The following is a 20,392-nucleotide window of genomic DNA, read 5'->3' on the forward strand; positions in this document are numbered from 1 at the left end:
GCGTTTGCAAATGCAAGAAACCGTTTGTTTTGATAGGTTGGCGCGGACGGAGTCGGCTAGTAATGTTGGTTATCTGTTGACAGCAAAAGGAGTGATAACAATGAGCAATAAAAAAACCGTTGAAACGGGTGCAAAAGTTGCGAATATCACGCTGAGCGACGGTAATGAAATTCCGCAGATTGGCTTGGGCGTGCTGCGTATCAGCGACGACGATGTGACCAGCGTTGTCAAGTCCGGCTTTGAAATAGGGTATCGGCATATCGACGCAGCAGCAGGCTATAACAATGAACCGGGTGTTGGCCGTGCGCTCGTGGAAACCGGTTTCAATACCGGTGAGGCACGCAAATCGTTGTGGGTGACCACGAAACTCAAGGATTCCGAGCAAGGTTATGACAATGCACTCAAGGCCTTCGACCGTCAGTTGGGCGATTTGCGACTTGATTATGTCGACATGTACATGTTGCATTGGCCGACCCCGTTCAACTGGCGTTCCGGCGAAACATGGAAAGCGTTCGTCAAGCTGCGCGACGAGGGGCGCGTACACACGCTCGGCGTCTGCAACTTCATGCCGGAGCATTTGGAACGTCTGCACCGTGAGACAGGCGAGTGGCCGACGGTCGATCAGATCGAGCTGCACCCCACCTGGCAGCAGCGCGAAGTGGTGGCTTTTTGCAAGGCTCACGGCATCGCCGTCGAGGCGTATTCTCCCATGGCCCGCGGAGCCGACCTGAACGCCGGCGACGGTACCATCGCCCGCATCGCAGCCGCCCATAATGTCTCACCCGCACAGGTCATCCTGCGCTGGCACATCGAAAACGGCACCATCATCATCCCGAAGTCCGTCCATCCCGCTCGCCAGCGCGAAAACCTAGATCTCTTCGGTTTCGCCCTAACTCCAGCCGAGCATGCCGAAATCGATGCTCTAGATGGCCCGACTCGTGCCGGCCACGACCCGATGACCTTTACGTATGCGTGAAAGTTGAATTAGCTTGACTTCTTATAATGTCTTTTCTGATGTAGAAATGATATTAAATTAATGGTCAATATGATATCGTATTAGGTATGGAGGTGATGGTGAGTGGATTTTGAATATGATCCGAATAAGAGTCTGAGCAATCTGAATAAGCACAGTATTGATTTTGAGCAGGCTCAAGCCTTGTGGGACGATCCAGACCTTATTGAAGTCCGTCTTGCCTATGCCGATGAACCGCGTTGGGCGGTTATTGGCATGATGAGTGGCAAACATTGGACAGCTATCATCACTTATCGTGGAGAGTCCACAAGGATTATCAGTGTCAGACGCTCTCATCCCAAGGAGGAGCAGGTATATGAAAACGAGAAAAGCAGCTGAGCTTGACCGCATTTTTGACGATGGCAACGAAAGCATCCTTGACTATGCCGATATGAGCACTTTGCGCAAGCCCAATAAAGAGAAGGATGAACAGCGATCCTTAAGTCTTCAAGTCCCTGAGTGGCTGGTCGAGGTTTTAGACAGGGAGGCTGCACGCGTAGGTATTAGTCGTCAAGCCGTAATCAAAGTATGGTTGACCGAGCGTGCTGATCGTATGCGTGCGGTGTGAGAGTGCGCTTAACGTATTCCAATAGCTGGGGCATCCTGAGTCAGGAAGACAAAAATTGAGATATCTTGTGTTCGTAAACTCTTAGGCTTAGTTTGATGTTTTACGGTTCTAATAAGACTGGGATGTATTCGAAAGGCCGTGATGGCTATAGTGCAGATTTGCCTGTGAGGTGTCTGAACAATTCTGGATCGACGGGCTTGCTCAGACGCAGCGTGGAAATGACGACGTTCAGCTCTTTTCCGTTATCGTCAAGATTGTGATCGGGATGAATCTCGCTGATAGCGGCAACATTGCCGACATAATAGTAGTTTTTCTCCTTTTCTTCCTGTTTGCGACGAATGAAGATGGGGACGAAATGGGAACGCTGCCAATTCCCGCTTCCAATACCATCTTTAAGCCAAATGAATTTTTTTGAATGCAGTGTGCGGTTGTTCTTGCTGAACCATTTGATTTCACTGGTGTTATTGAAACGATCGCCATATTGGCTGGCTTCATATTTGATGAAAATAGGCAATGAACTTGTATCAAGATCAAGCTTGTAACCGCCTACATTTTGTGGAACTTGTTCGCTTTTCCATCCACATAGCCTCATAACATCGAAAATGCTATATTTTTCTCCGTAAATAAAGCCGCGTGTTTGGTTGAGGGACGTATCTGGAATCTTCCCATAGCGCATATTGCAATTGATCAGGCCAGCTTGTACCGTGTCTGCGAAAAATGTCGCGAAAGTTGAATTGGAACACAAGGAATCATACAACCAGTCAACAAGAGCAAAAACATTTTTTTCGGATTTGTTTGACCAATGGACTGCCACCGAAGCGTTCCTTGTTTTTCGTGGTGAAATATGACAAATCCAGCACGTGGAATGCCTGTGCGCATTGTTCTGCGCTGTTATCTGCTTTCGGAAAATGAGTCGATAGTATGGTTCCCAATTCTTTGATCGAAAGTGCGTGCTTATCGTTTGGTTCTTGATGCTGATCAAACTTATGCTCGATTGATGTGTTTTCTGCGTCCGGCAAGGCGATGTCACAGAGGTTCGCCAGAATTAGCAGCTCATGAGGTCTCAGTCCTCTCAGCAAAGTCGAGGTTAGCATTTTGAGCGCGCCGTTCTCATCAGCATTCGTTGACTGCAACATCTCCAAGTATGAATTCTGTGAGTTCTTTCCACGAGAAAGACTTTGTTCTCTTGATCGCACAAATCGCAGATAACTATCCTCTTTGTCTGCCAAGGTATAGATCAACGATGGATCAGTTTTGGCGAAATCAGTAAGCATGGGAATGCGATTGAGTTGATTTCGCAGTTGACGGTATTGACTCGAAAGCAATTGCATTTGGGAAAGATCCGCCTTGTCGATAGAGGCAAGAACCTTCTTTTCGGCTATGGGGTCGAAGCTTACCGACGAGAGACCAATGGATTTCCGTTGCAAGTTTTTACGTGCGATGTCACGATCGCCGGTGTTGCCGTAAAGAGCGATGGGGATAAGGTAATTGTTGGCGTAATTGCCAATGAAATCGATAATGGTGACCGATTCCTTGCCGGGATATTTGCGCAATCCGCGGCCTAGCTGTTGGGTGAAGACGATGCTGGATTTGGTCTGGCGCAACATCACGATTTGGTTCAATGCCGGAATATCGACACCTTCATTAAACAAATCAACGGTGAAGATATAGTCCAGTTCTCCATTCTCAAGTTGCTTTACGGCTGAATCTCGGTCAACTGCATTGTCTCCGGTTACGGTCACCGTGTGGTATTTGCGTTCCGTTTGTTGATTCCATCGAGCGTTGAACAGCGCTGATAGTTCTTTCGCTTCTTTTTGCAAACTGCAGAAGACCAAGCCCTTTACTGGAACTCCCGGGTCTTCATAAGTTTGCAACTTGTCAATGATGTAGTGGACACGATCGGCTGATACCAGTTTTTGAATCCATTCATTAAGCGCACCACGTTCGCCACTTTGTGTTACGTTGACGCGTTTATTCAACATACCTATCGTATTTGGATCGGGTTCGTCCTTAATATATTCATGGACGCCGTAATAATGGAACGGACATAGCATATTCTCTTCGAGTGCTCGCTGAAGTCGAATGTTATAGGCAATATTGTTGCCAAAAAGGCCGAAGATATCGGCATCATCGGTTCGTTCTGGTGTTGCTGTCATTCCTAACAGGAAACCTGGAGTAAAATGGCGGAGTACCTTTCGGTAGGAATCCGCTGCAGAATGATGTGCTTCGTCAACGAGAATGTAGTCAAAAGAATCCGGAGCGAAAGAATCCAGATTATTGACAAGTGTCTGAACCGTTGCGAAGACGTATTTGCGGTCGCCTTGCTTGCTTGTTCCGGAGAGCAATCCGAGATCTTTGTCTTCGCAGCCAAGCACTTTCTGATATGACTCCATTGACTTCTTGAGTATTTGCTGTTGCTGAGCGACGTATAGCATACGTTTTGGTTTGGATTGGCACACATCAAATGCGGAAAGATATGTTTTGCCAGTTCCTGTCGCCGAAACAATGATGGCTTGGCTCTCGCCAGCCTTTCTGAGCTGAGCCAGGTTCGTTAATGCCTCTTGTTGCATGGCATTGGGTTTAATCGTTCCGTTTTCAGGTTGCGGCAAAATGCGTTGTGGAGGAGCGTAATGTTCGAACTCTTCTTCGTACTTCTTAAGCCACTTGTCGGTAAGTTGAACTGATTCACTCAGCTGATCGTTGAGTTCGCTGTTGATTTGGCGAGTGAGTCCACTGTTGGTCTTCGAAGAGACTCGGAGGTTCCATTCCTTATTGAGTTTGAGTGCACTGGATGTAAGATTCGAGCTGCCTATGTAAGTCGAATCCAATTCTTCGCCGTTTTCGGCGCGGTGCCGGAATACGTAACCTTTTGGATGATATCGATAGTTCGATATCGCCGTCGAACTGTGATTTTCAGAATCTGCCTGCCATATGAACACTTTGATATTGGTACAGTCCTGAATTTGCAGAAGGGTTTTGAAAGCCTCGGGTTGGTTGAAATAGTTATAGGTCGAGGTAATGATACGACCAGACCGTTCGCTTTCTTTCTTGTCGAAATTAAGCAGGTACTGTTTGAGACTTTTGAGCTCCTCGTTATTGACAAAAGCAACGGACATATCAAAATCGTGGCATTGGTCCAGTTCCGATTCGATGGCCTCTTCCATGGTCAATCCATTGCGGTTTGCAATGAGGGTAGGTGTGAGGGTGTTGTCAGCATCGAGATTTTGGTGGATGAAGCCTGATGTGATCGCTTCCACTAATGAATCATTCGAAGAAGTTGCTTCGAAATTTATCTCTTTCTTCCCAGTTTCCTGCTCAGTCATTGTATTTTTCGCCTGGCTGGTTCAACGTTGCTAAATATTGAGCTGTTTTTCGGTCAGCTGGAGCCCAATTCAAAGTTGCAAGTTTGTTTTGGGGAGTCCAACGAAGCTGGGTGTGCTCGGTTAATTCAGGTTCACCGCTGGTGAGAGAACATAAGAATGTAGTGAGTTCGATGGTCCCAAAATCATATCGCTGTTGCGTTGAGCATATTTTTTGACCGACTTCGATATCGCAGAGCAATTCTTCTTTGATTTCGCGTTGTAACGCTTGCTCCGGTGTCTCGCCACGCTCGATTTTTCCCCCAGGAAATTCCCAATATCCTGCCAAGGATTTCGACGGACCTCTTTGCGCACAAAGAATAGCGTCGTCCTTTCTTATCGCGGCTCCGACGACTTGCACTGGCGCGTTACCCATATTGTTGACATCCTTTACGTAAAAGATACTATGTCCAGGATAGCGCAGGAATACTCGTTGCTATTTATAGATCCCCTTGTTTGGTGAGCTTGCTGTCAGATCTGTTTATATGATTCTATTATTAGAATTGAGTAAAAATTTGACGCTACAGACTTGAGTCTCTTATAGCTGCATCAACCAATCAAGTGCATAAATCTGTTGAATACCATTGTGGTTAGTAGGGCGTTCGTCATCGAGAGTGATGAGGGTTTTGGGGTAGTTGTCGTCTAGGTTGCGCAATGAGGAGAGCTCGCGTTCCAACGTCTTGGGATCGCGTACTGATTCAGCGACCTGATAGTAGGCCGGGCCATTGGCGCCGTTGGTGACGAAATCGATTTCGCCTCCTGTGCTTTGTCCGACGTAAACCGTCCCCGCGCGTCGTTTGAGATCGAGGAACACGATGTTTTCCAAGATCCTGCCGGTGTCACGTACGTTTCCTGAAACGAGTATGCGACGCAGCCCCATATCCACGGCGTAATATTTGCGTTCCTGTTTGAGGATGTCTTTGCAGATGATTCTGATGCATAAGTTAAAAATACTTTTCAACTTTATCTAAAAATGCGGCAAGTTTAAAATGATTTTAAACTTGCCGCATCGTTAAAACCAATTTCGACTTACTCGAACGGATACTTGAGACCCCAGATGTCGCGGATCTGATCCATGAGGCGCATGATGCGCAGGGTGTCGGCGTGGGTGATTTCGAGGCATTCGGTTTTGCCGTCGAGAATGGCATCGGCGGCGGCGGCAACCTCGTATTCGTAACCGGTGAGCTGGGCGGGGATGTCGATGTGGCGAGTCAGCTTATGGTCGAGATTGTAAAGGTCGATGCCTTGGATGTCGTTGATGTTCTGGCAGACCATGTAGCCCTTGGTGCCCCAGATCGCACCGGAACGGTCCGAACAACACATCATCGACGAGGTGGCCGTCGCCATCACGCCGTCGTCATATTGCAAAGTGATGGAATCGGTAGCGTCTACGCCGGTTTTGTATGGAACCATGAAAGTCGAAACCGACGAAATCTTGCGCTCGCTGGTATCGGCTCCCAACGCCATATCGAAGAAATTCAGCGGGTAGACGCCTACATCAAGCAGTGCACCTCCGGCCATCGCGGGGTCGGTCATACGCGCCTTGCGTGTGGTGGGGTAGCAGAGGTTGGCCGTAGCCGCCTGCACTTCGCCGATTTCGCCGAAATTGATGAGGTCGCTGATGATGGCGCGTGAAGGCATGTAGCGCGTCCAGATGGCTTCGGTGCACAGCAAGCCGGTCTGATCGGCGACATCGAGCAGTTGCCTGGCTTGTGCGGCGTTTGCGGTGAATGATTTCTCAACCAGAATGTTCTTGCCAGCCTTGAGGCAGGCGATACCTTGCTCAGCGTGCAGGGCGTGTGGCGTAGCGATGTAGACGAGGTCCACGTTCGGGTCCGCCAATAGTTCGTCATAAGAGCCATACGAAACGTCGAATCCGTACTTTTGCGCAAAGTCGGAGGCGCGGTCGGCATCACGTGCTGCTACTGCATAAGGCTCGACTAGGCTGCTGTAGCGCGAATCGCCAGCCATTTGAACCAGTGTATTCGCCATGGTGCGCGCGATGCCGCCAGCGCCCAGAATTGCAACATTGATCTTAAGCCCCTGTTCTTGTGCTTCAGCCCGTTTGCCGTTCAGCCTGCTCATGAAAACCTCCCTGTGAATCATGGTCGAAAACGTTCACATAACCATGATTCACAGGGAGGTGTACATCCGGTGATTAATCGGAGTTGTTTGCTATTTCAGTCCTTCTTATCAGCTTTTGTGGGGGCATTGGCAGACTTGGTACTGTTGTCGCTCCCTTTGCTGGTTTCGGTATCATCGGCAGCAACCAAGCCCTTCTTCTCGTCGTGGCGACGCCACCAGGAGGAGAGCACCGAACCGGAAATGTTGTGCCAGACGCTGAAGAACGTCGACGGAATAGCGGTAATCGGCGCGGCGGCGAACGAGGTCAGCGCCAGTGTTGCGCCAAGGCCGGAATCCTGCATGCCGACTTCGAAGGTGATGGCCTTCTGTTGCGCATAGCCGAAGCCCTTCGGATAGATCTTGTACATGAGCTTGGAGAAGCCGAAGCCCAGTCCGTAGCCGCACAGGTTGTGCAGGATGACCACAGGGATGGCCAGCGCGGTGGCCTTGCTGAACAGGCCCGCGTGGTTGGCGGCGACGACGATGCCGATGATCAACAGAATCGCGGTCTGCGAGATGATGGGCAGCACGTCGGTTACCTTGGAGATTTTGTCCTTGAAAATCGTGTGGCAGATCACGCCGAGGGCGACGGGGATGAGCACTACCTTGACAGCGGTCAGGAACAGCGATTGCCACGGAATCGTCACGTACTGCGAGGCAAGCAGCTGCATTAAGAGCGGGATCATGAACGGCGCGAGCAAGGTGGAAAGCAGGCCGATCGAAACGTCGAGCGCCACGTCGCCGCGTGCGAGGAAGCTCATCACATTCGAAGAAGTTCCGGACGGGCAGCAGCCCACGAGGATGACGCCCACGGCGAGCGGCCCGTCGAGATGGAAGATCCAGCAAAGCGAGACGGCGACCAGCGGCATGATGACGTAATGGGCCACCGTGCCGACGATGACCATAAGAGGTTGCTTCAGAATTCGGGCGAAATCGTCAAGCGAGAGTGTCAAGCCCATGCCGAACAGCACAATGCCCAGAAGCCAGCTCGTATCGTGCTTGGCCCATTCGCTGGTCTGCGGTACGAAATAATTGAATACCGCCCAGATAATGACGATAAGCGTGAACCATTTGGTGATCCAATCCGCTACCGCTTTTACCTTTTTCATTTCCTTCAGCCTCTTTCTTTATTCGGGAGTAAAAGTTATCGTAGATTGATGTTCCGGAAGCAGGTCTCCTCGTCTCAAAAACAGAAACTTTCATTTCATATCGTGGACATTTACTATTTGTCGCCTAGTGAAAGTGAAATGGAAATATGGTGCGAAAATCAGGGGTAAGTCAGGTTCATGGGGGCAAAGGTGTTGGTAAGTCCAAAACCAAATCCGCAAAAGTGCCCGAAAAATACGAACGCGGCACCCGTAGCTACACAATGTCGCATATCCGCGGCAAGAACACGAAAATCGAAGTCCTGGTACGTTCCTATCTGTTTCGCCGGGGCCTACGATTCCGCAAAAATGACAAGCGATATCCCGGCCATCCCGACATCGTGCTGCCGAAATGGCACACCATGGTTTTCGTCAACGGTTGCTTCTGGCATATGCACGAGGGTTGCACGAAGTTCTCAATGCCCAAATCCAACGTCGAATTCTGGACGGCGAAATTGGTGCGCAACCACGACCGTGATATCGCGCAGCATGCCGAACTTGAAGCTGCCGGATGGAAAGTGCTTGTCGTCTGGGAATGTGAGCTGGCCAAAGACCGTCGTGAGGAAACGTTGGAACGGCTTTATCGGCAGATTGTCGGTGACGAGAACGTCGGCGACAAGGTCGACGGAGACGTAAAAGTCAAACAAATATATCTAACGGAAATGAATAAGTAGCAGTGTGTGGTTTCGTAGTTATCAGGATACGAAACCGTTTGCGAGCACGGTGTTTGATGTAGGTAGCAATGTCATTGCTGGTGCTTATTGCTGTAACGCTTCCAGTTGTTTTTTCGCCTTGTGCAGTTTGACGAAGATCTCGTTGCGTTTCACACCGTCCTTTGCCCGGGCGTGGTCACCTTCCAGCTTGGCGATCTGTGCGGTGAGTTCGGCGATAGCCTCACGCTTCGCGATTCGTGCGTCAAGGTCGCTGCCGTCGGCATCCCCGAAAATGACTTGGGCGCAAAGGTTTTGCCAGACGTCGTCAAGGCTTTCGCCATCTAAGGAAAGCTGAGCCGACTTGGGCTCTTGCCATTGACTGACGTAGGTCCGCATCTGCGCCTCGCCTTGATGGCCTGCGCGTACGGACGAAATCCGCTGCACCGCAAACGCGCATTGTGTCTCGCCGCTTTTGGCCGGGGACGTGTTGCCATTTGCGTTTGCCTTGCCGCCGGCATTGCTGTTTTCGTCGGCGAACGCCGCGTCGCGTACGCATACGAACAGAATGTTTGACCCCGAACGCAACTTTGCGATGTGTTCCATCACCTCTACTGGCGCGTCCTTGCAATTCTGCTCGATGCCCATCACCAGAACCTCGCGGACTTTCGTGCCAGCGGCCACACCGATGGTATTCGGCCGCAGCAACGCAAGCATGGTGATGGATTCGACATCGCCGACGAACCGTTGTTTGAGCCGTGCAGAAACCGGCGGTTTGACATAGAACATCTGCTTGGGCAGGGCGCTTTTCGCCTCAGGAATCGCGCAGGAAGCGGGCAGACCCAGTGTAAGGGCGGATACGCTTGCGCAGTGTGCAACAGTCATTGTTGGTCTTCCTTTGCCTTAGTGGCGTTTGCCATGTTGTGTTGGCGATCTAGGTTCAAGACTAATAGCAATCACCGATTATCGGGTACGACGTACCGTTTGCAGTCCGAAGAAAACATTGATTTGTGATGGCTTGTATCCCTTCGGAAACTGGAAAACGGAAGTGTGGCGCGCGGCCAGGTTCACGTGTACAATACGATATGTTGCCCGGGTAGCTCAGGGGATAGAGCACCGCTCTCCTAAAGCGGGTGTCGTCAGTTCGAATCTGATTCCGGGCACGAGTTTTTTGTAGGCTCTGATTTTATCCGGTTTCGTAATGTTTATTTACACAGCCATGTGATATGGTTCCTGACATAACAACCCCTTATCGTGCCGGTTCCGTTGCTGGGCGGACGAGGCTGTTGCTGCCTTGGTTCAAAGAAAGAAGGAGAAATGAGATTCAGATCTTGGGGTGTCCGTATAGCCGCGGTTCTGGCGGCTTGCGCGACATTGGTTTCTGTGGCCGCCTGCGGATCCAATTCCGGGAGCACCGCGAAGAAAGCCGATTCCAACGCCATTATTTCGGTGAACAACACCGAGCCGGAAAGCCCGCTGGTGCCGGCCGATACCAACGAAATGGGCGGAAGCCGCATCATCCGCTACCTGTTCGAAGGGCTCGTCAGTTTCGATGCCAAGGGCAAGCAGCACATGGAAGTGGCCAAGTCGATCACCTCCAATCCCGAAGCCACCCAGTACACCATCAAGCTGAACGACGGTTGGAAATTCACCAACGGCGAGCCGGTAACCGCCCAGTCCTTCGCCAAGGCGTGGAGCTATGCCGCCAATGTGAAACACGCCGAGAAGCAGTCCAGCCGCATGTCGGTCATCAAAGGCTATGACGCGCTGCAGAAGCCCGACGCCCCTGACGACGCACAGCTTTCCGGCCTTCAGGTTCCCGACGACCATACGCTTGTCGTCACCCTGAACAGCCCCGATTCGGTGTTCCCGACCCAGGTCTCCCACCAGTCGTTCTTTCCGCTGCCCAGCGTGGCCTATAAGGATATGAAGGCGTTCGGCAAGCACCCGATCGGCAATGGCCCGTATAAGTTCAAGTCCTGGACGGTCAACAAGAACATCATCATCGTGAAGAATCCGGATTACAAGGGCTATCGGAAGGTCAAAAACGGCGGTATCGAATACCGCGTCTATTCCAGCCCCGACGCCGCATATTCCGACGTGGAGGCCGGCAGCCTCGACCTGCTGATGGATGTGCCCCAGTCGGAGGTCAAGAGCTTCCGCTCGGATTCGTCCATTCACGCCTACAGCAAGCCCGGCAGCTATTATCAGGGTTTCATCATCCCCGAATGGGCGCCGCATTTCGGTTTCAACAAGGAAGGCATCCTGCGTCGTCAGGCGATATCCATGGCCATCGACCGCAACCAGATCGTCGACAAGGTTTTCTCGAACACCAAGTCCGTTGCCACCGATTTCACCTCTCCGGGAGTGCCCGAGCATCAGACGAACCTCAAGGGTACCGCCAATCTTCGCCACAATGCCGAAAAGGCCCGCGATCTTTGGAAACAGGCCGATGCCATCTCGCCGTATAACGAGAAATTCAGCCTTGCCTATCCTTCCGACGGCGGCCACAAGCCCTGGGTGGATGCGGTTTGCAACCAGCTGAAGAACACGCTGGGCATCCAGGCCGTGGGCGACGCCTATCCGACCTTCAGTGACCTGCTCAACCGCGTGACCGACCGCACCATCCAGACGCCGTTCTTCTCGGGCTGGTCGCTGGATTATCCTTCGGCCGAGGATTACATGACGCCGCTTTATGCTTCCGAATCGGCCAACGGGCACGGTTCCAACGACGGCGACTACAAGAATCCCGAATTCGACCAGGCACTGCTCAAGGCGAAGTCGGAACTCGATCCCGCCAAGCGTACCGAAGATTTCAACGCGGCCCAGGAGATCCTTCTGAACGATCTGCCGGCGATCCCGCTGTGGTGCAACAACGTTTCCGCGGTTTCCTCGCCGAAGCTCAGCAACGTGAACTTCGACTACACGAATCTGCCTACCTACAACACCATCACCAAGTAGGGTTCGGCAGGCAAACGTTTGCCAAGTTACCAGTAGCGTTCGGTGGGGTATCGGTGGTGTGTTTGCGTAAGTAAATACCGATAGCTCGAAATAACGCAGGATATACGCAGGGGCGTTCCTCCAAGAATATTGTGGAGGGACGCCCCTGTTTTGCCTATGTAACGGTTTCCATCGTTTCATAAGCCTCGTTATTTGTTCAGCTTTGCACTTTGCTTTCGCTTTCTGAGCGGAAGCCGAATTTCATCGTCTCGCTGTTGTAAGCGACGACACCGCGTCCCTTGGCCGGCAGAATGATGACACCGCCGTCGCCGTGATAGCCGTCGATTTCGTCAAGGGTCGCCTTGGCCGCATCCTCTACGGATTGGCCGGCGAAACGCACCCTGGACGCGATCTGGTTGGCCGCGACGGCCTTGATGAACGCCTCGCCGATGCCGGTGCAGGAGACGGCCACGCTGCGCTGGTCGGCAAAGGTGCCGCAGCCGGGAAGCGGGGAATCGCCGACGCGACCGTGCATCTGGTTGGTGATGCCGCCGGTCGAGGTACCGGCCGCAATATGGCCTTGCGCGTCGCGGGCCACAGCTCCGATGGTGCCGTGCTTCTGCCAGTCGTCGCCGTTGTTTTGCGCGTTCACCAGTTGTCTGCGCCGCTCGTCGGTGATGAAATATTCGTTGTCTTCGGTTTCGATGCCCCAATCGGCGAGTTCCTGCGCGGTCGGCTCCGCGAAAAGGACGTGCTTGGTCTTGTCTTTGACGGCCTGCGCCACGTCGATCGGGTTGCGCGCCGTGCCGAGGCCGGTGGCCGCCCCCACGCTGCCGTCTCCGTCCATCAGGCAGGCATCCATCTGCACGATGCCGTCGCTGGTCAACGCCGCGCCGCGTCCGGCATTGAACTCAGGGGCGTCCTCCATCACATGGATGGCCGCGATGACGGCTTCCTCGGCGCTTGCTCCCGCCTTGAGCCTGGCGTATCCGGCGTCGAGCGCCCGGTTGAGGTCGCGGTCTACCTCCTCGGCATTGTGATTGCCGCGTGATCCGGCCCCTCCGTGGATCAACAACATTGGGCCGTCTTCTGCCTCGGTTGTGATGGTTATTACGCGTGCATGGTTACCCGGTTCGGGCATGGTTTCCTCATTTCTGTATTACAAATTTCAGAGATTAAGCTGATGAAATCATCGTAGGTGCAGGCTGGCATAATCCAATTATATTGAAGTAATAAAGTGTCTAGGGTAATAAATAATCGTATTTGTCTTCAATATATTGTGGTGGATTTTCGTTTTTCATCCGGCGACGGTAGGTATTCTGCTAGCATGAATGGCTCGGTGGATATGTTTGAAGGCGCGAATATTGGGCGTATTGTGAACCTGTCGTTTTAGGCGGGGCAAAGGATAAAAGAATGGCAAGAACCCGGCAGGGCGAAGTCCGTACGAAATCTGTGAAGAAAGGCAACGCTAAGACGAAATCCAGATCAAAGGCCGCGGTCAGGGCAAAATCCACGGCTAAAGCAAAAGGCGGGACCGCTTCGAAGGCGCGACCAGTACCAAAAGCCAAGAAGCGCGGAAGATTCTTGCGTAAGGTCTTTGCGTTGCTGGCTTGGCTGTGTCTGCTCGCTGCGTTGTTGGGAACGGCAAGTCGGGAACTTCCAGAAGAGCTGCAGTCGCTGCCGTATGTGCCGGCGGTGGTTTCATTGGCCCCTTGGTTTGCGTTGCTGGCATTGCTGGCGTTGATACTGTCACTCGCTTCGCGCAGGTGGTTTGCGGCGCTTTTGGCGTTGGCGTGCCTTGGGCTGCAAGGATGGCGGCAATATCCTTATTTCGCCCCGTCAATGCATCTTGACACTGCCGCTGTCTCGGCGGTTTCAGGCAACCATGCTGATACGCACGATTCCTATGCCCGCGTGATGACAGCCAATGTCTACAAGGGCAGGGCCGATGCCAAGGCGATAGTGGAAGCGGTACGCGACCAGCGTGTGGAAGTGTTGGCGTTGCAGGAGACCACCAAGCCTTTTGTTCGTGCGCTTAAGGACGCAGGAATCAACGATTACCTGCCGTACTCACAGATTTCATCTTCCGATGGCAAATACGGCAATGCACTGTTTTCGGCTACCGCTTTGGATTCACCGGCCGATGACGATGTCGATTCCAGCGCCTCCTTCATGCCGGGCGGCACCGTTTCGTTTGCCGATGGCAAGACGCCGATCCGTTTCGTTTCGGTGCACACCACGTCTCCCAAGCCTGGGTATTGGACCAAGTGGCGCACCTCGCTTGACGAAGTGGCGGCGATGCGGTCGCACAAAGACGCCAGATACATCTTCATGGGAGATTTCAACGCGACCACCGACCACACGCCATTCCGCAATATTCTGGGGTCTAGGTTCCGCGACGCCGCACAAAGTTCGGGAAGCGGCTTCGTTTTCACTTGGCCGGCAGACAGGGTAGGAATCCCCAAGTTTGCGGGAATTGATCATATCGTTCTTGACCAAGGGATTACGGCAGGGCAGGTTAGTACGTTGTCGATACCCGGCTCGGATCACGCTGCGCTGTTGGCCACTATCGCCGTGCAATGAACGACTGTGGATTTGTGGCCGATGCCTACTTACTTAAGGGAAAACCTTGCGTTTGGCCTGATTTTTATCATATCTCGATATAAATTGTGACACGGTAGACATTCATCTACATGGGTGGCTAGAATAATGGCAGGCAGTGAATGCCGGACGTATAAGTGAGATTACAACGAGGAGTGCTCATGGACGAGAAAACACTGGTAGATAAGCTCTCGAAGGTTACTACCATCACTGATTTGCAAGAAGTCGCCAAAGAAGTCGGAAAGCCTATGACCGTAGAACAGGCCGACAAGGCGCTGAACCGCCTGTTTGGTGCGGAGAACGACACGGGTGAGCTGATGGGTGATTCCGTGGCCAAGGCCGCCAAGGATATCTTCGGCTGAGTTTTCGCTCTGGTTTTTAAACGATTCGGGCTTATCCACTTGCAGTTTTGTGGATAAGCCCGAATCGTTGGTATATAACCCAAATTTTTTAAAAGATTGGGGCCTGTCCACTTCTGCCTGTACTGATAACAACGGATAGACCCCAACTTTATTCAACTATTTATTCACTTTCACTTTCGTGTTCACACGGCGTTGGAGATGGCTTCCACACTGGCTTTCGCGTCGCCGAAAAGCATCGACGTGTTGTCGTTGAAGAAGAGCGGGTTCTGTACACCGGCGTAACCGGTGCCCATCGAGCGCTTCAAAACGACGACCTGCTTGGCCTCCCAGACGTGCAGCACCGGCATGCCGGCGATAGGGGAGTTCGGGTCCTCGGCCGCGGCGGGGTTCACGGTGTCGTTGGCGCCGATGACGAGGACGACGTCGGTATCGGCGAAGTCGTCGTTGATCTCATCCATTTCCATGACGATATCGTAGGGAACCTTGGCCTCGGCCAGCAGCACGTTCATGTGGCCGGGCAGACGTCCTGCCACCGGGTGAACGGCGAAGCGGACCTCGACGCCCTGTGCACGCAGCTTCTCGACCAAGGCCGCCACGGCCTGCTGGGCCTTGGCGACGGCCATGCCGTAACCGGGGGCGATGATCACCGAGTTCGCGTTCTTGAGCATTTCCGCCACGTCGGCGGCGGTGGTCTCGTGCACTTCACCGGTGATTTCCTTGGCATCGCTTGCCTTGGCCGGTTTCTCGCCGAACCCGCCCAAAATCACGGACATGAACTTGCGGTTCATGGCCTTGCACATCAGGTAGGAGAGGATGGCGCCGGAAGCGCCAACCAGCGAGCCGGTGATAATCAGCAGGTTGTTGTCGAGCATGAAGCCCGAAGCAGCCGCAGCCCAGCCCGAATAGGAATTGAGCATGGAGATGACCACGGGCATGTCGCCGCCGCCGATGGCCGCGACCATATGCAGTCCTAGCAGCAGCGCGAGCACCGTCATGATGGCCAGTGGCCAGATCGATTGCGTCGGGATGAACCAGGCGATCATGGCGAGCATAACAATCAGCACAATCAGATTGATGATGTTGTGGCCAGGGATGATCAGCGGCTTCGACTTCATCTTGCCCGCCAACTTCAGGTAGGCGATGATGGAACCGGTGAACGTCACGGCGCCGATCAGGACGCCGATGTAGATCTCAGCCAGATGCGCGCCATTCGGGTTCGTTTCGGTGAGCCACGAATTATAGCCGATCAGAACCGCGGAAATACCCACGAAGCTGTGGAGCATGGCGATCAGTTCCGGCATCTGCGTCATCTCGACCGTGCGGGCCTTCCAGATGCCGAAGGAAGCGCCGACGATGAAGACCAGTGCGATCAGGAGGGCGGTGACCCAGATCGGGCGTTGCGAATCGACCAGCGCCAGCGCGATGGTGGCGACGATGGCGATGAACATGCCGATCATGCCAAGGATGTTGCCGCGACGGGCGGTCTCCTGCTTGGAAAGTCCGGCGAGGGAGAGGATGAAGAGGACTGCCGCCAGCAAGTAGGCGGATTGGGCAATGGATTCGAGTGTCATGATCTCACGCATCCTTCCTGAACATGCTGAGCATTCGGTAGGTCACCAGGAACCCGCCGAACACGTTGATCGAGGCGATGGCCGCCGAAATCACGGCGAGCACCGTCACCAGCGTGTTGTTCGAGCCGATCTGCAGCAACGAGCCGATGAGGATGATGCCCGAAATGGCGTTGGTCTGGCTCATCAGCGGCGTGTGCAGCGAGTGGGTGACGTTCGAAACGACGTAATACCCCACGAAAATCGCCAAGATGAAGATCGAGAACGTCATCAAGAGCTTCGAGTCGGCGAATGCCAGCGCGATGGCGAGCAGGATGGCCGCAATGGCCATCAGTGCGGTGTTGCGCTTGCTCTTCTGCGCTTTGATGGCCGCTTCCTTCGCTTTCTTGGCATCCTCCTGGGCTTTCTGCTCCTCAGGTGTCAGCTTCGGTTTGTCGTCGGTTTTCGCCGCAGCGGACACCGCGACTTTTGGCGGCGGCCAAAGAATCTTGTCTTCCTTGGTTACCGTCATGCCGCGCTGCACCTCGTCGTCGAGGTCGAGCGTGACGTTGCCGTCTTTCTTGGGCGTCAGCAGCTTCATCAGGTTGACCACATTGGTGCCGTAGAGCTGCGAGGTCTGCTGGGGCATGCGGCTGGCGAGGTCGGTATAGCCGATGATGGTCACGCCGTTGTCAGTGGTGATCTTCTTGCCGGGCTGTGTCAGCTCGCAATCGCCGCCACCGCTTGCCGCGAGGTCGACGATCACCGAACCGGGCTTCATTCCAGCCACAGCGTCCTTGGTAATGGTCAGCACGCCCGCGCCACGCACCAAAGCGGTGGTGATGACGATGTCGGCGTTGGCGGCTTCCTTGGTGTACAAGGTCAGCGTCGCCTTCTCCTGATCCTCGCTCAGCGCCTTGGCATATCCGGTGTCGGATTTCTCCTGCTGGGCACCTTCGGCGCGCACGAACGTGGCGCCAAGCGATTCAATCTGTTCCGCGGCTTCCGGGCGGACGTCGAAGGCGCGAACCTCGGCACCCATCGAAGCGGCCGCACCGATGGCGGCCAGACCCGCCACGCCGCCGCCGATGACGAAGACCTTGGCGGGGGCCGTCTTGCCGGCTGCAGTGACCTGCCCGGCGAACATGCCGCCGTAAGATTCCGCGGCCTCGATGACGGCTCGGTAACCGGAGACGTTCGACATGGTCGAAAGCACGTCCAGCGACTGCGCTCGCGAAATGCGCGGCACGGCATCAAGCGCGAGGGCGGTGATGTTGCGATGAGCCAGGATGTCCAGCAGCTTGCCGTTGCTATGCGGCGCGAGACGGGAAACCAACATTGCGCCTGACTTCATCGTGGCGATTTGCTCGGGGGTAGGGGTGTCGACGGTGACGACGATGTCGGCTTTCCAGACGTCCGGCGATTGGCCGATCGTCGCGCCTGCCTCTTCAAAATCCTTGTCGGAGAAACTCGCCTCTTCTCCGGCTGAAGTCTCGACGGAGACGCCATAACCGAGCTTTTTGAGTTGGCCGACGGTTTTGGGTGTCGCCGCAACCAGCCTCTCGCCAGGCGATGTCTCCTTGGGTATTCCGATAATCACAGTTGCTCCTTTCTTGGGGCAGTGACGGCAATGCTTCATATCTGCAATACAACTTCTCTGTTGTCGTTTTGTGCTCCTTCGTTGGGCACTTACAAGTAACAGTATAGTCGTTTATCGCACGATTATATTGGAAATCAATACTTTGAAACGAATCGATTTCGGTTTTGGTTTCATGAATATTGGCCACTTCGCTTGGAAGACGGTGCTTCACGATTTGTATGTCGATGTGATCTGAATGTTTGCCCGTTTCTCGCAGTAAACGATTCAAGTATTCGTCTTGTTGTGTGGTACTTGTAGTTCAAGAGCTATTAGCATCATCCAACAAGACGCAAAATGTAAACTAATCTTGTTTTTTACTCCAGATTGGATTGCTGAGGCGTTAAGCGTAGAGCCCTGTGGGCTCTATTGTAGCCGAGGTGAGCGCGCCTAAGCGTGCGAAGACGGAATCTAATCTTGCGTTACTCAAGATTAGATTGCGTCCCAGCGGTCGCCGCCGTTGACTGTTGCTCGGCCTCGGCGTTCTCGAGCTTGGCGCGCACATCGTTCAGCAGGCTCTGGGCGCGTTTGGCCAGTGCTTCGCCGATTTCCCACTGATGCATCGATTGGTCGAGGTTGAGCCCTCCCGCCTCCAACGCCTGCACGGCCTTGATGAGGTTGTCACGGGCTTCTTCATACGGCATTTTGGCGATTTGGTCGCGTTCCTTGTCGGTGAGGCTTGAAGCAGGGGTGTTCGCCTGCTTTGTCTTGGTGCCTTTGGTCTTGTCGTCAGTCGAATCGTTGGTTGTTGCTGCCATGATCTGTCCTTTATAATCTCTCGTTTTGTCGATTACTATTAAATTTTCGTTCTATCCAGGAATCGCATGTTGCCGCCGTTATCCCAAGTGTCTCAAGTCAAATGGGGACAATCCTGCTGTTGTCTTCAGGCTATTTCGAGTTGACCGATTTGGCCTCGGTGACCACCTCACCCTTCTTCAAGGTCAAGGTCAGCACGTCGCCGGGGGATACCGCCGAGGCGTCATCGAGCACATGCCCGTTGGCCGCCTGCACCACCGCATACCCGCGATCAAGCGTGGATTGTGGGCTCAATGCGTTGAGGCTGGCATGCAGCTTTTCAACGGTCAGGCTGGCATCGTCCACAAGCCTCGTCAGCCCCAATTGCATGCGCTGCACCGATTCGTCGAGGAATCGCTGATGTGGATCGAGCATCGTCTGCGGGTGGGTGAGGCTGGGGCGGCTGGCATAGCCTTCGATGACGCGGATTTCGTTGTCGACACGGGCACGGACACGCATGTTCATCTGCGCACGGGCGTTGGCGATGAGCTGCCATTGTTCGCGCACGTCCGGCACCACTTTCTTTGCTGCGTCGGTTGGGGTGGAAGCGCGCAGGTCTGACGCAAGGTCGATCAGCGTCCAATCGTCCTCGTGGCCGACGGCCGAGATGATGGGGGTCTGGCATGCCGCGGTGGTGCGTACCACCCCTTCGTCGGAGAATCCGATAAGGTCTTCGAAGCTGCCGCCACCGCGGGCGACGATGATGACATCGACTTCAGGGTCGGCATCAAGCTTCTGGATGGCGGCGATGACGTCGGATGGGCATTGCACGCCTTGGACATGGGCGTGAACGACCTTGAACTTCACGGCTGGCCAGCGCAGATTGACGTTGGTAATGACGTCACCTTCCGCGCGCGCCTGCGGGGCACAGATCAGTCCGATACATTTCGGGAATTCGGGCAGTTCGATCTTGTTTTCCTGATCGAACAGGCCTTCACCTTTGAGTTTCTTGCGCAACTCGTCGATCTGGGCCTTGAGGTCGCCGGCGCCGATGCGCCGGATGTCATCGGCTACGAAGCTCAGGCGGGTGGCCTTGATCCAGATATCCGGCCTGCCATGGATGACCACGCGGTCGCCTTGGTGGAAATTCGACGCCATCGCCACGAAATTGCGGAAGCCCATCACCGAAATGGAAATGTCCTCGAAATTGTCGCGCAAGGTGATATAGCCGGAGCTCGCGCGGCGCATGTTGATCTCGACGATCTGCCCTTCGACCCACGAGCCGGGCCAGCGTTTGACGGCATCGTGATACTTTTGGCTGACCACACTGACCGGCCAAGGGTTCTCCGGCGTGGTGTCCCGTGCCAGACGTGGTAGCTGGTCTAGCGGCTTTGGACCGGCGGTGCCTTGCATTCCGCCAGTGAACATCTGTTGTCCATAACTCATACCATCAGGATACATGTTATGGCGATATTCAAGCAGCAATGAGTTTGTAATACTCAAGGTTTCTTGAAAATAGGTGTCATCGCATTCTTTCGATGTTATATAAAACAGGATTGTATTATGAAACATCAAGCGATTGCCGTTTTGACATTGCTATCCGGATGCGTTGATTCAGGGGTGGACAAATACTCAAGATATTTTGTGCAACATTCCGATGAAAAAACAAATGTGAATTTTTTGTACTATGAGTTTCCGCACCATTCCGCCATT

The 20,392-nt window shown here is 53.6% G+C and carries 17 protein-coding genes, 1 tRNA gene and 1 pseudogene; 8 read left to right on the forward strand and 11 right to left on the reverse strand.

The features are described from left to right. The first annotated feature begins 100 nt into the window (after positions 1-100). The 3 genes from PT275_RS00345 (at position 101) to PT275_RS00355 (ending at position 1,580) form a co-directional block, all read left to right on the forward strand. A complete protein-coding gene (locus PT275_RS00345) occupies positions 101-976 on the forward strand; it encodes an aldo/keto reductase (RefSeq protein WP_277151252.1) in 876 nt (291 codons plus the stop codon). Between the two features lie 102 nt (positions 977-1,078). Then, the gene (locus PT275_RS00350; protein ID WP_277151254.1) at positions 1,079-1,351 is read left to right on the forward strand and encodes a BrnT family toxin; all 273 of its coding nucleotides are present in this window, start codon (positions 1,079-1,081) and stop codon (positions 1,349-1,351) included. After that, complete coding sequence (locus PT275_RS00355) at positions 1,329-1,580, forward strand: antitoxin (protein ID WP_277151256.1); 252 nt, start codon at positions 1,329-1,331, stop codon at positions 1,578-1,580. The genes PT275_RS00350 and PT275_RS00355 overlap by 23 nt, the downstream gene beginning before the upstream one ends. A 145-nt stretch (positions 1,581-1,725) precedes the next feature. Here PT275_RS00355 and PT275_RS00360 read toward each other — a convergent pair. The 5 genes and pseudogenes from PT275_RS00360 to PT275_RS00380 form a co-directional block, all read right to left on the reverse strand. Then, positions 1,726-4,903, reverse strand: a pseudogene (locus PT275_RS00360) (DUF3427 domain-containing protein). Further along, complete coding sequence (locus tag PT275_RS00365; RefSeq protein ID WP_277151258.1) at positions 4,896-5,315, reverse strand: (deoxy)nucleoside triphosphate pyrophosphohydrolase; 420 nt, start codon at positions 5,313-5,315, stop codon at positions 4,896-4,898. The pseudogene PT275_RS00360 and the gene PT275_RS00365 overlap by 8 nt, the downstream one beginning before the upstream one ends. Positions 5,316-5,477: 162 nt before the next feature. After that, on the reverse strand, positions 5,478-5,819 hold the full coding sequence (locus PT275_RS00370; protein WP_277151260.1) for an ATP-binding protein: 342 nt from the start codon (positions 5,817-5,819) through the stop codon (positions 5,478-5,480). 149 nt (positions 5,820-5,968) lie between these two features. Next, on the reverse strand, positions 5,969-7,024 hold the full coding sequence (locus PT275_RS00375) for a Gfo/Idh/MocA family oxidoreductase (RefSeq protein ID WP_277151263.1): 1,056 nt from the start codon (positions 7,022-7,024) through the stop codon (positions 5,969-5,971). A gap of 95 nt (positions 7,025-7,119) precedes the next feature. After that, positions 7,120-8,172 (reverse strand): bile acid:sodium symporter family protein, encoded by a 1,053-nt coding sequence (locus PT275_RS00380; protein ID WP_277151265.1) that lies wholly within the window; start codon positions 8,170-8,172, stop codon positions 7,120-7,122. Between the two features lie 146 nt (positions 8,173-8,318). Between PT275_RS00380 and PT275_RS00385 the strand changes: the two genes are divergently transcribed. After that, positions 8,319-8,882 carry a very short patch repair endonuclease gene (locus PT275_RS00385; protein ID WP_277151267.1) on the forward strand — a complete coding sequence of 188 codons (564 nt, stop codon included), beginning with the start codon at positions 8,319-8,321 and terminating at the stop codon, positions 8,880-8,882. 84 nt (positions 8,883-8,966) lie between these two features. On the opposite strand, the gene PT275_RS00390 is transcribed toward PT275_RS00385, so the two are convergent. After that, positions 8,967-9,743, reverse strand: coding sequence for a DUF4391 domain-containing protein (locus PT275_RS00390; protein ID WP_277151269.1), 777 nt, complete (start codon positions 9,741-9,743; stop codon positions 8,967-8,969). Between the two features lie 205 nt (positions 9,744-9,948). Between PT275_RS00390 and PT275_RS00395 the strand changes: the two genes are divergently transcribed. Both PT275_RS00395 and PT275_RS00400 read left to right on the forward strand, forming a co-directional pair. Continuing rightward, positions 9,949-10,021, forward strand: a tRNA-Arg gene (locus PT275_RS00395). A 154-nt stretch (positions 10,022-10,175) separates the two neighbouring features. Beyond that, positions 10,176-11,819, forward strand: a complete 1,644-nt coding sequence (locus tag PT275_RS00400) for an ABC transporter substrate-binding protein (RefSeq protein WP_277151271.1) — start codon at positions 10,176-10,178, stop codon at positions 11,817-11,819. A gap of 196 nt (positions 11,820-12,015) precedes the next feature. Here PT275_RS00400 and PT275_RS00405 read toward each other — a convergent pair whose 3' ends face one another. Next, positions 12,016-12,939, reverse strand: coding sequence for an isoaspartyl peptidase/L-asparaginase (locus tag PT275_RS00405; protein ID WP_348519502.1), 924 nt, complete (start codon positions 12,937-12,939; stop codon positions 12,016-12,018). 272 nt (positions 12,940-13,211) lie between these two features. Here PT275_RS00405 and PT275_RS00410 point away from each other — a divergent pair, with 272 nt between their 5' ends. Beyond that, a complete protein-coding gene (locus tag PT275_RS00410) occupies positions 13,212-14,381 on the forward strand; it encodes an endonuclease/exonuclease/phosphatase family protein (protein WP_277151275.1) in 1,170 nt (389 codons plus the stop codon). A 179-nt stretch (positions 14,382-14,560) separates the two neighbouring features. Next, positions 14,561-14,761: a hypothetical protein gene (locus tag PT275_RS00415; protein ID WP_277151277.1), complete on the forward strand. Its 201-nt coding sequence runs from the start codon at positions 14,561-14,563 to the stop codon at positions 14,759-14,761. A 182-nt stretch (positions 14,762-14,943) separates the two neighbouring features. Here PT275_RS00415 and pntB read toward each other — a convergent pair whose 3' ends face one another. The 4 genes from pntB to xseA form a co-directional block, all read right to left on the reverse strand. Beyond that, a complete protein-coding gene (gene pntB, locus PT275_RS00420; RefSeq protein ID WP_277151279.1) occupies positions 14,944-16,332 on the reverse strand; it encodes a Re/Si-specific NAD(P)(+) transhydrogenase subunit beta in 1,389 nt (462 codons plus the stop codon). 4 nt (positions 16,333-16,336) lie between these two features. Further along, positions 16,337-17,947 carry a Re/Si-specific NAD(P)(+) transhydrogenase subunit alpha gene (locus tag PT275_RS00425; protein WP_280924657.1) on the reverse strand — a complete coding sequence of 537 codons (1,611 nt, stop codon included), beginning with the start codon at positions 17,945-17,947 and terminating at the stop codon, positions 16,337-16,339. Between the two features lie 419 nt (positions 17,948-18,366). Next, positions 18,367-18,702, reverse strand: coding sequence for an exodeoxyribonuclease VII small subunit (locus PT275_RS00430; protein WP_277151283.1), 336 nt, complete (start codon positions 18,700-18,702; stop codon positions 18,367-18,369). A gap of 130 nt (positions 18,703-18,832) precedes the next feature. Next, positions 18,833-20,092 (reverse strand): exodeoxyribonuclease VII large subunit, encoded by a 1,260-nt coding sequence (xseA, locus tag PT275_RS00435; RefSeq protein WP_277153590.1) that lies wholly within the window; start codon positions 20,090-20,092, stop codon positions 18,833-18,835. Positions 20,093-20,392: the final 300 nt, after the last annotated feature.

Source organism: Bifidobacterium sp. ESL0745 (assembly GCF_029433335.1).
Classification (GTDB): Bacteria; Actinomycetota; Actinomycetes; order Actinomycetales; family Bifidobacteriaceae; genus Bifidobacterium.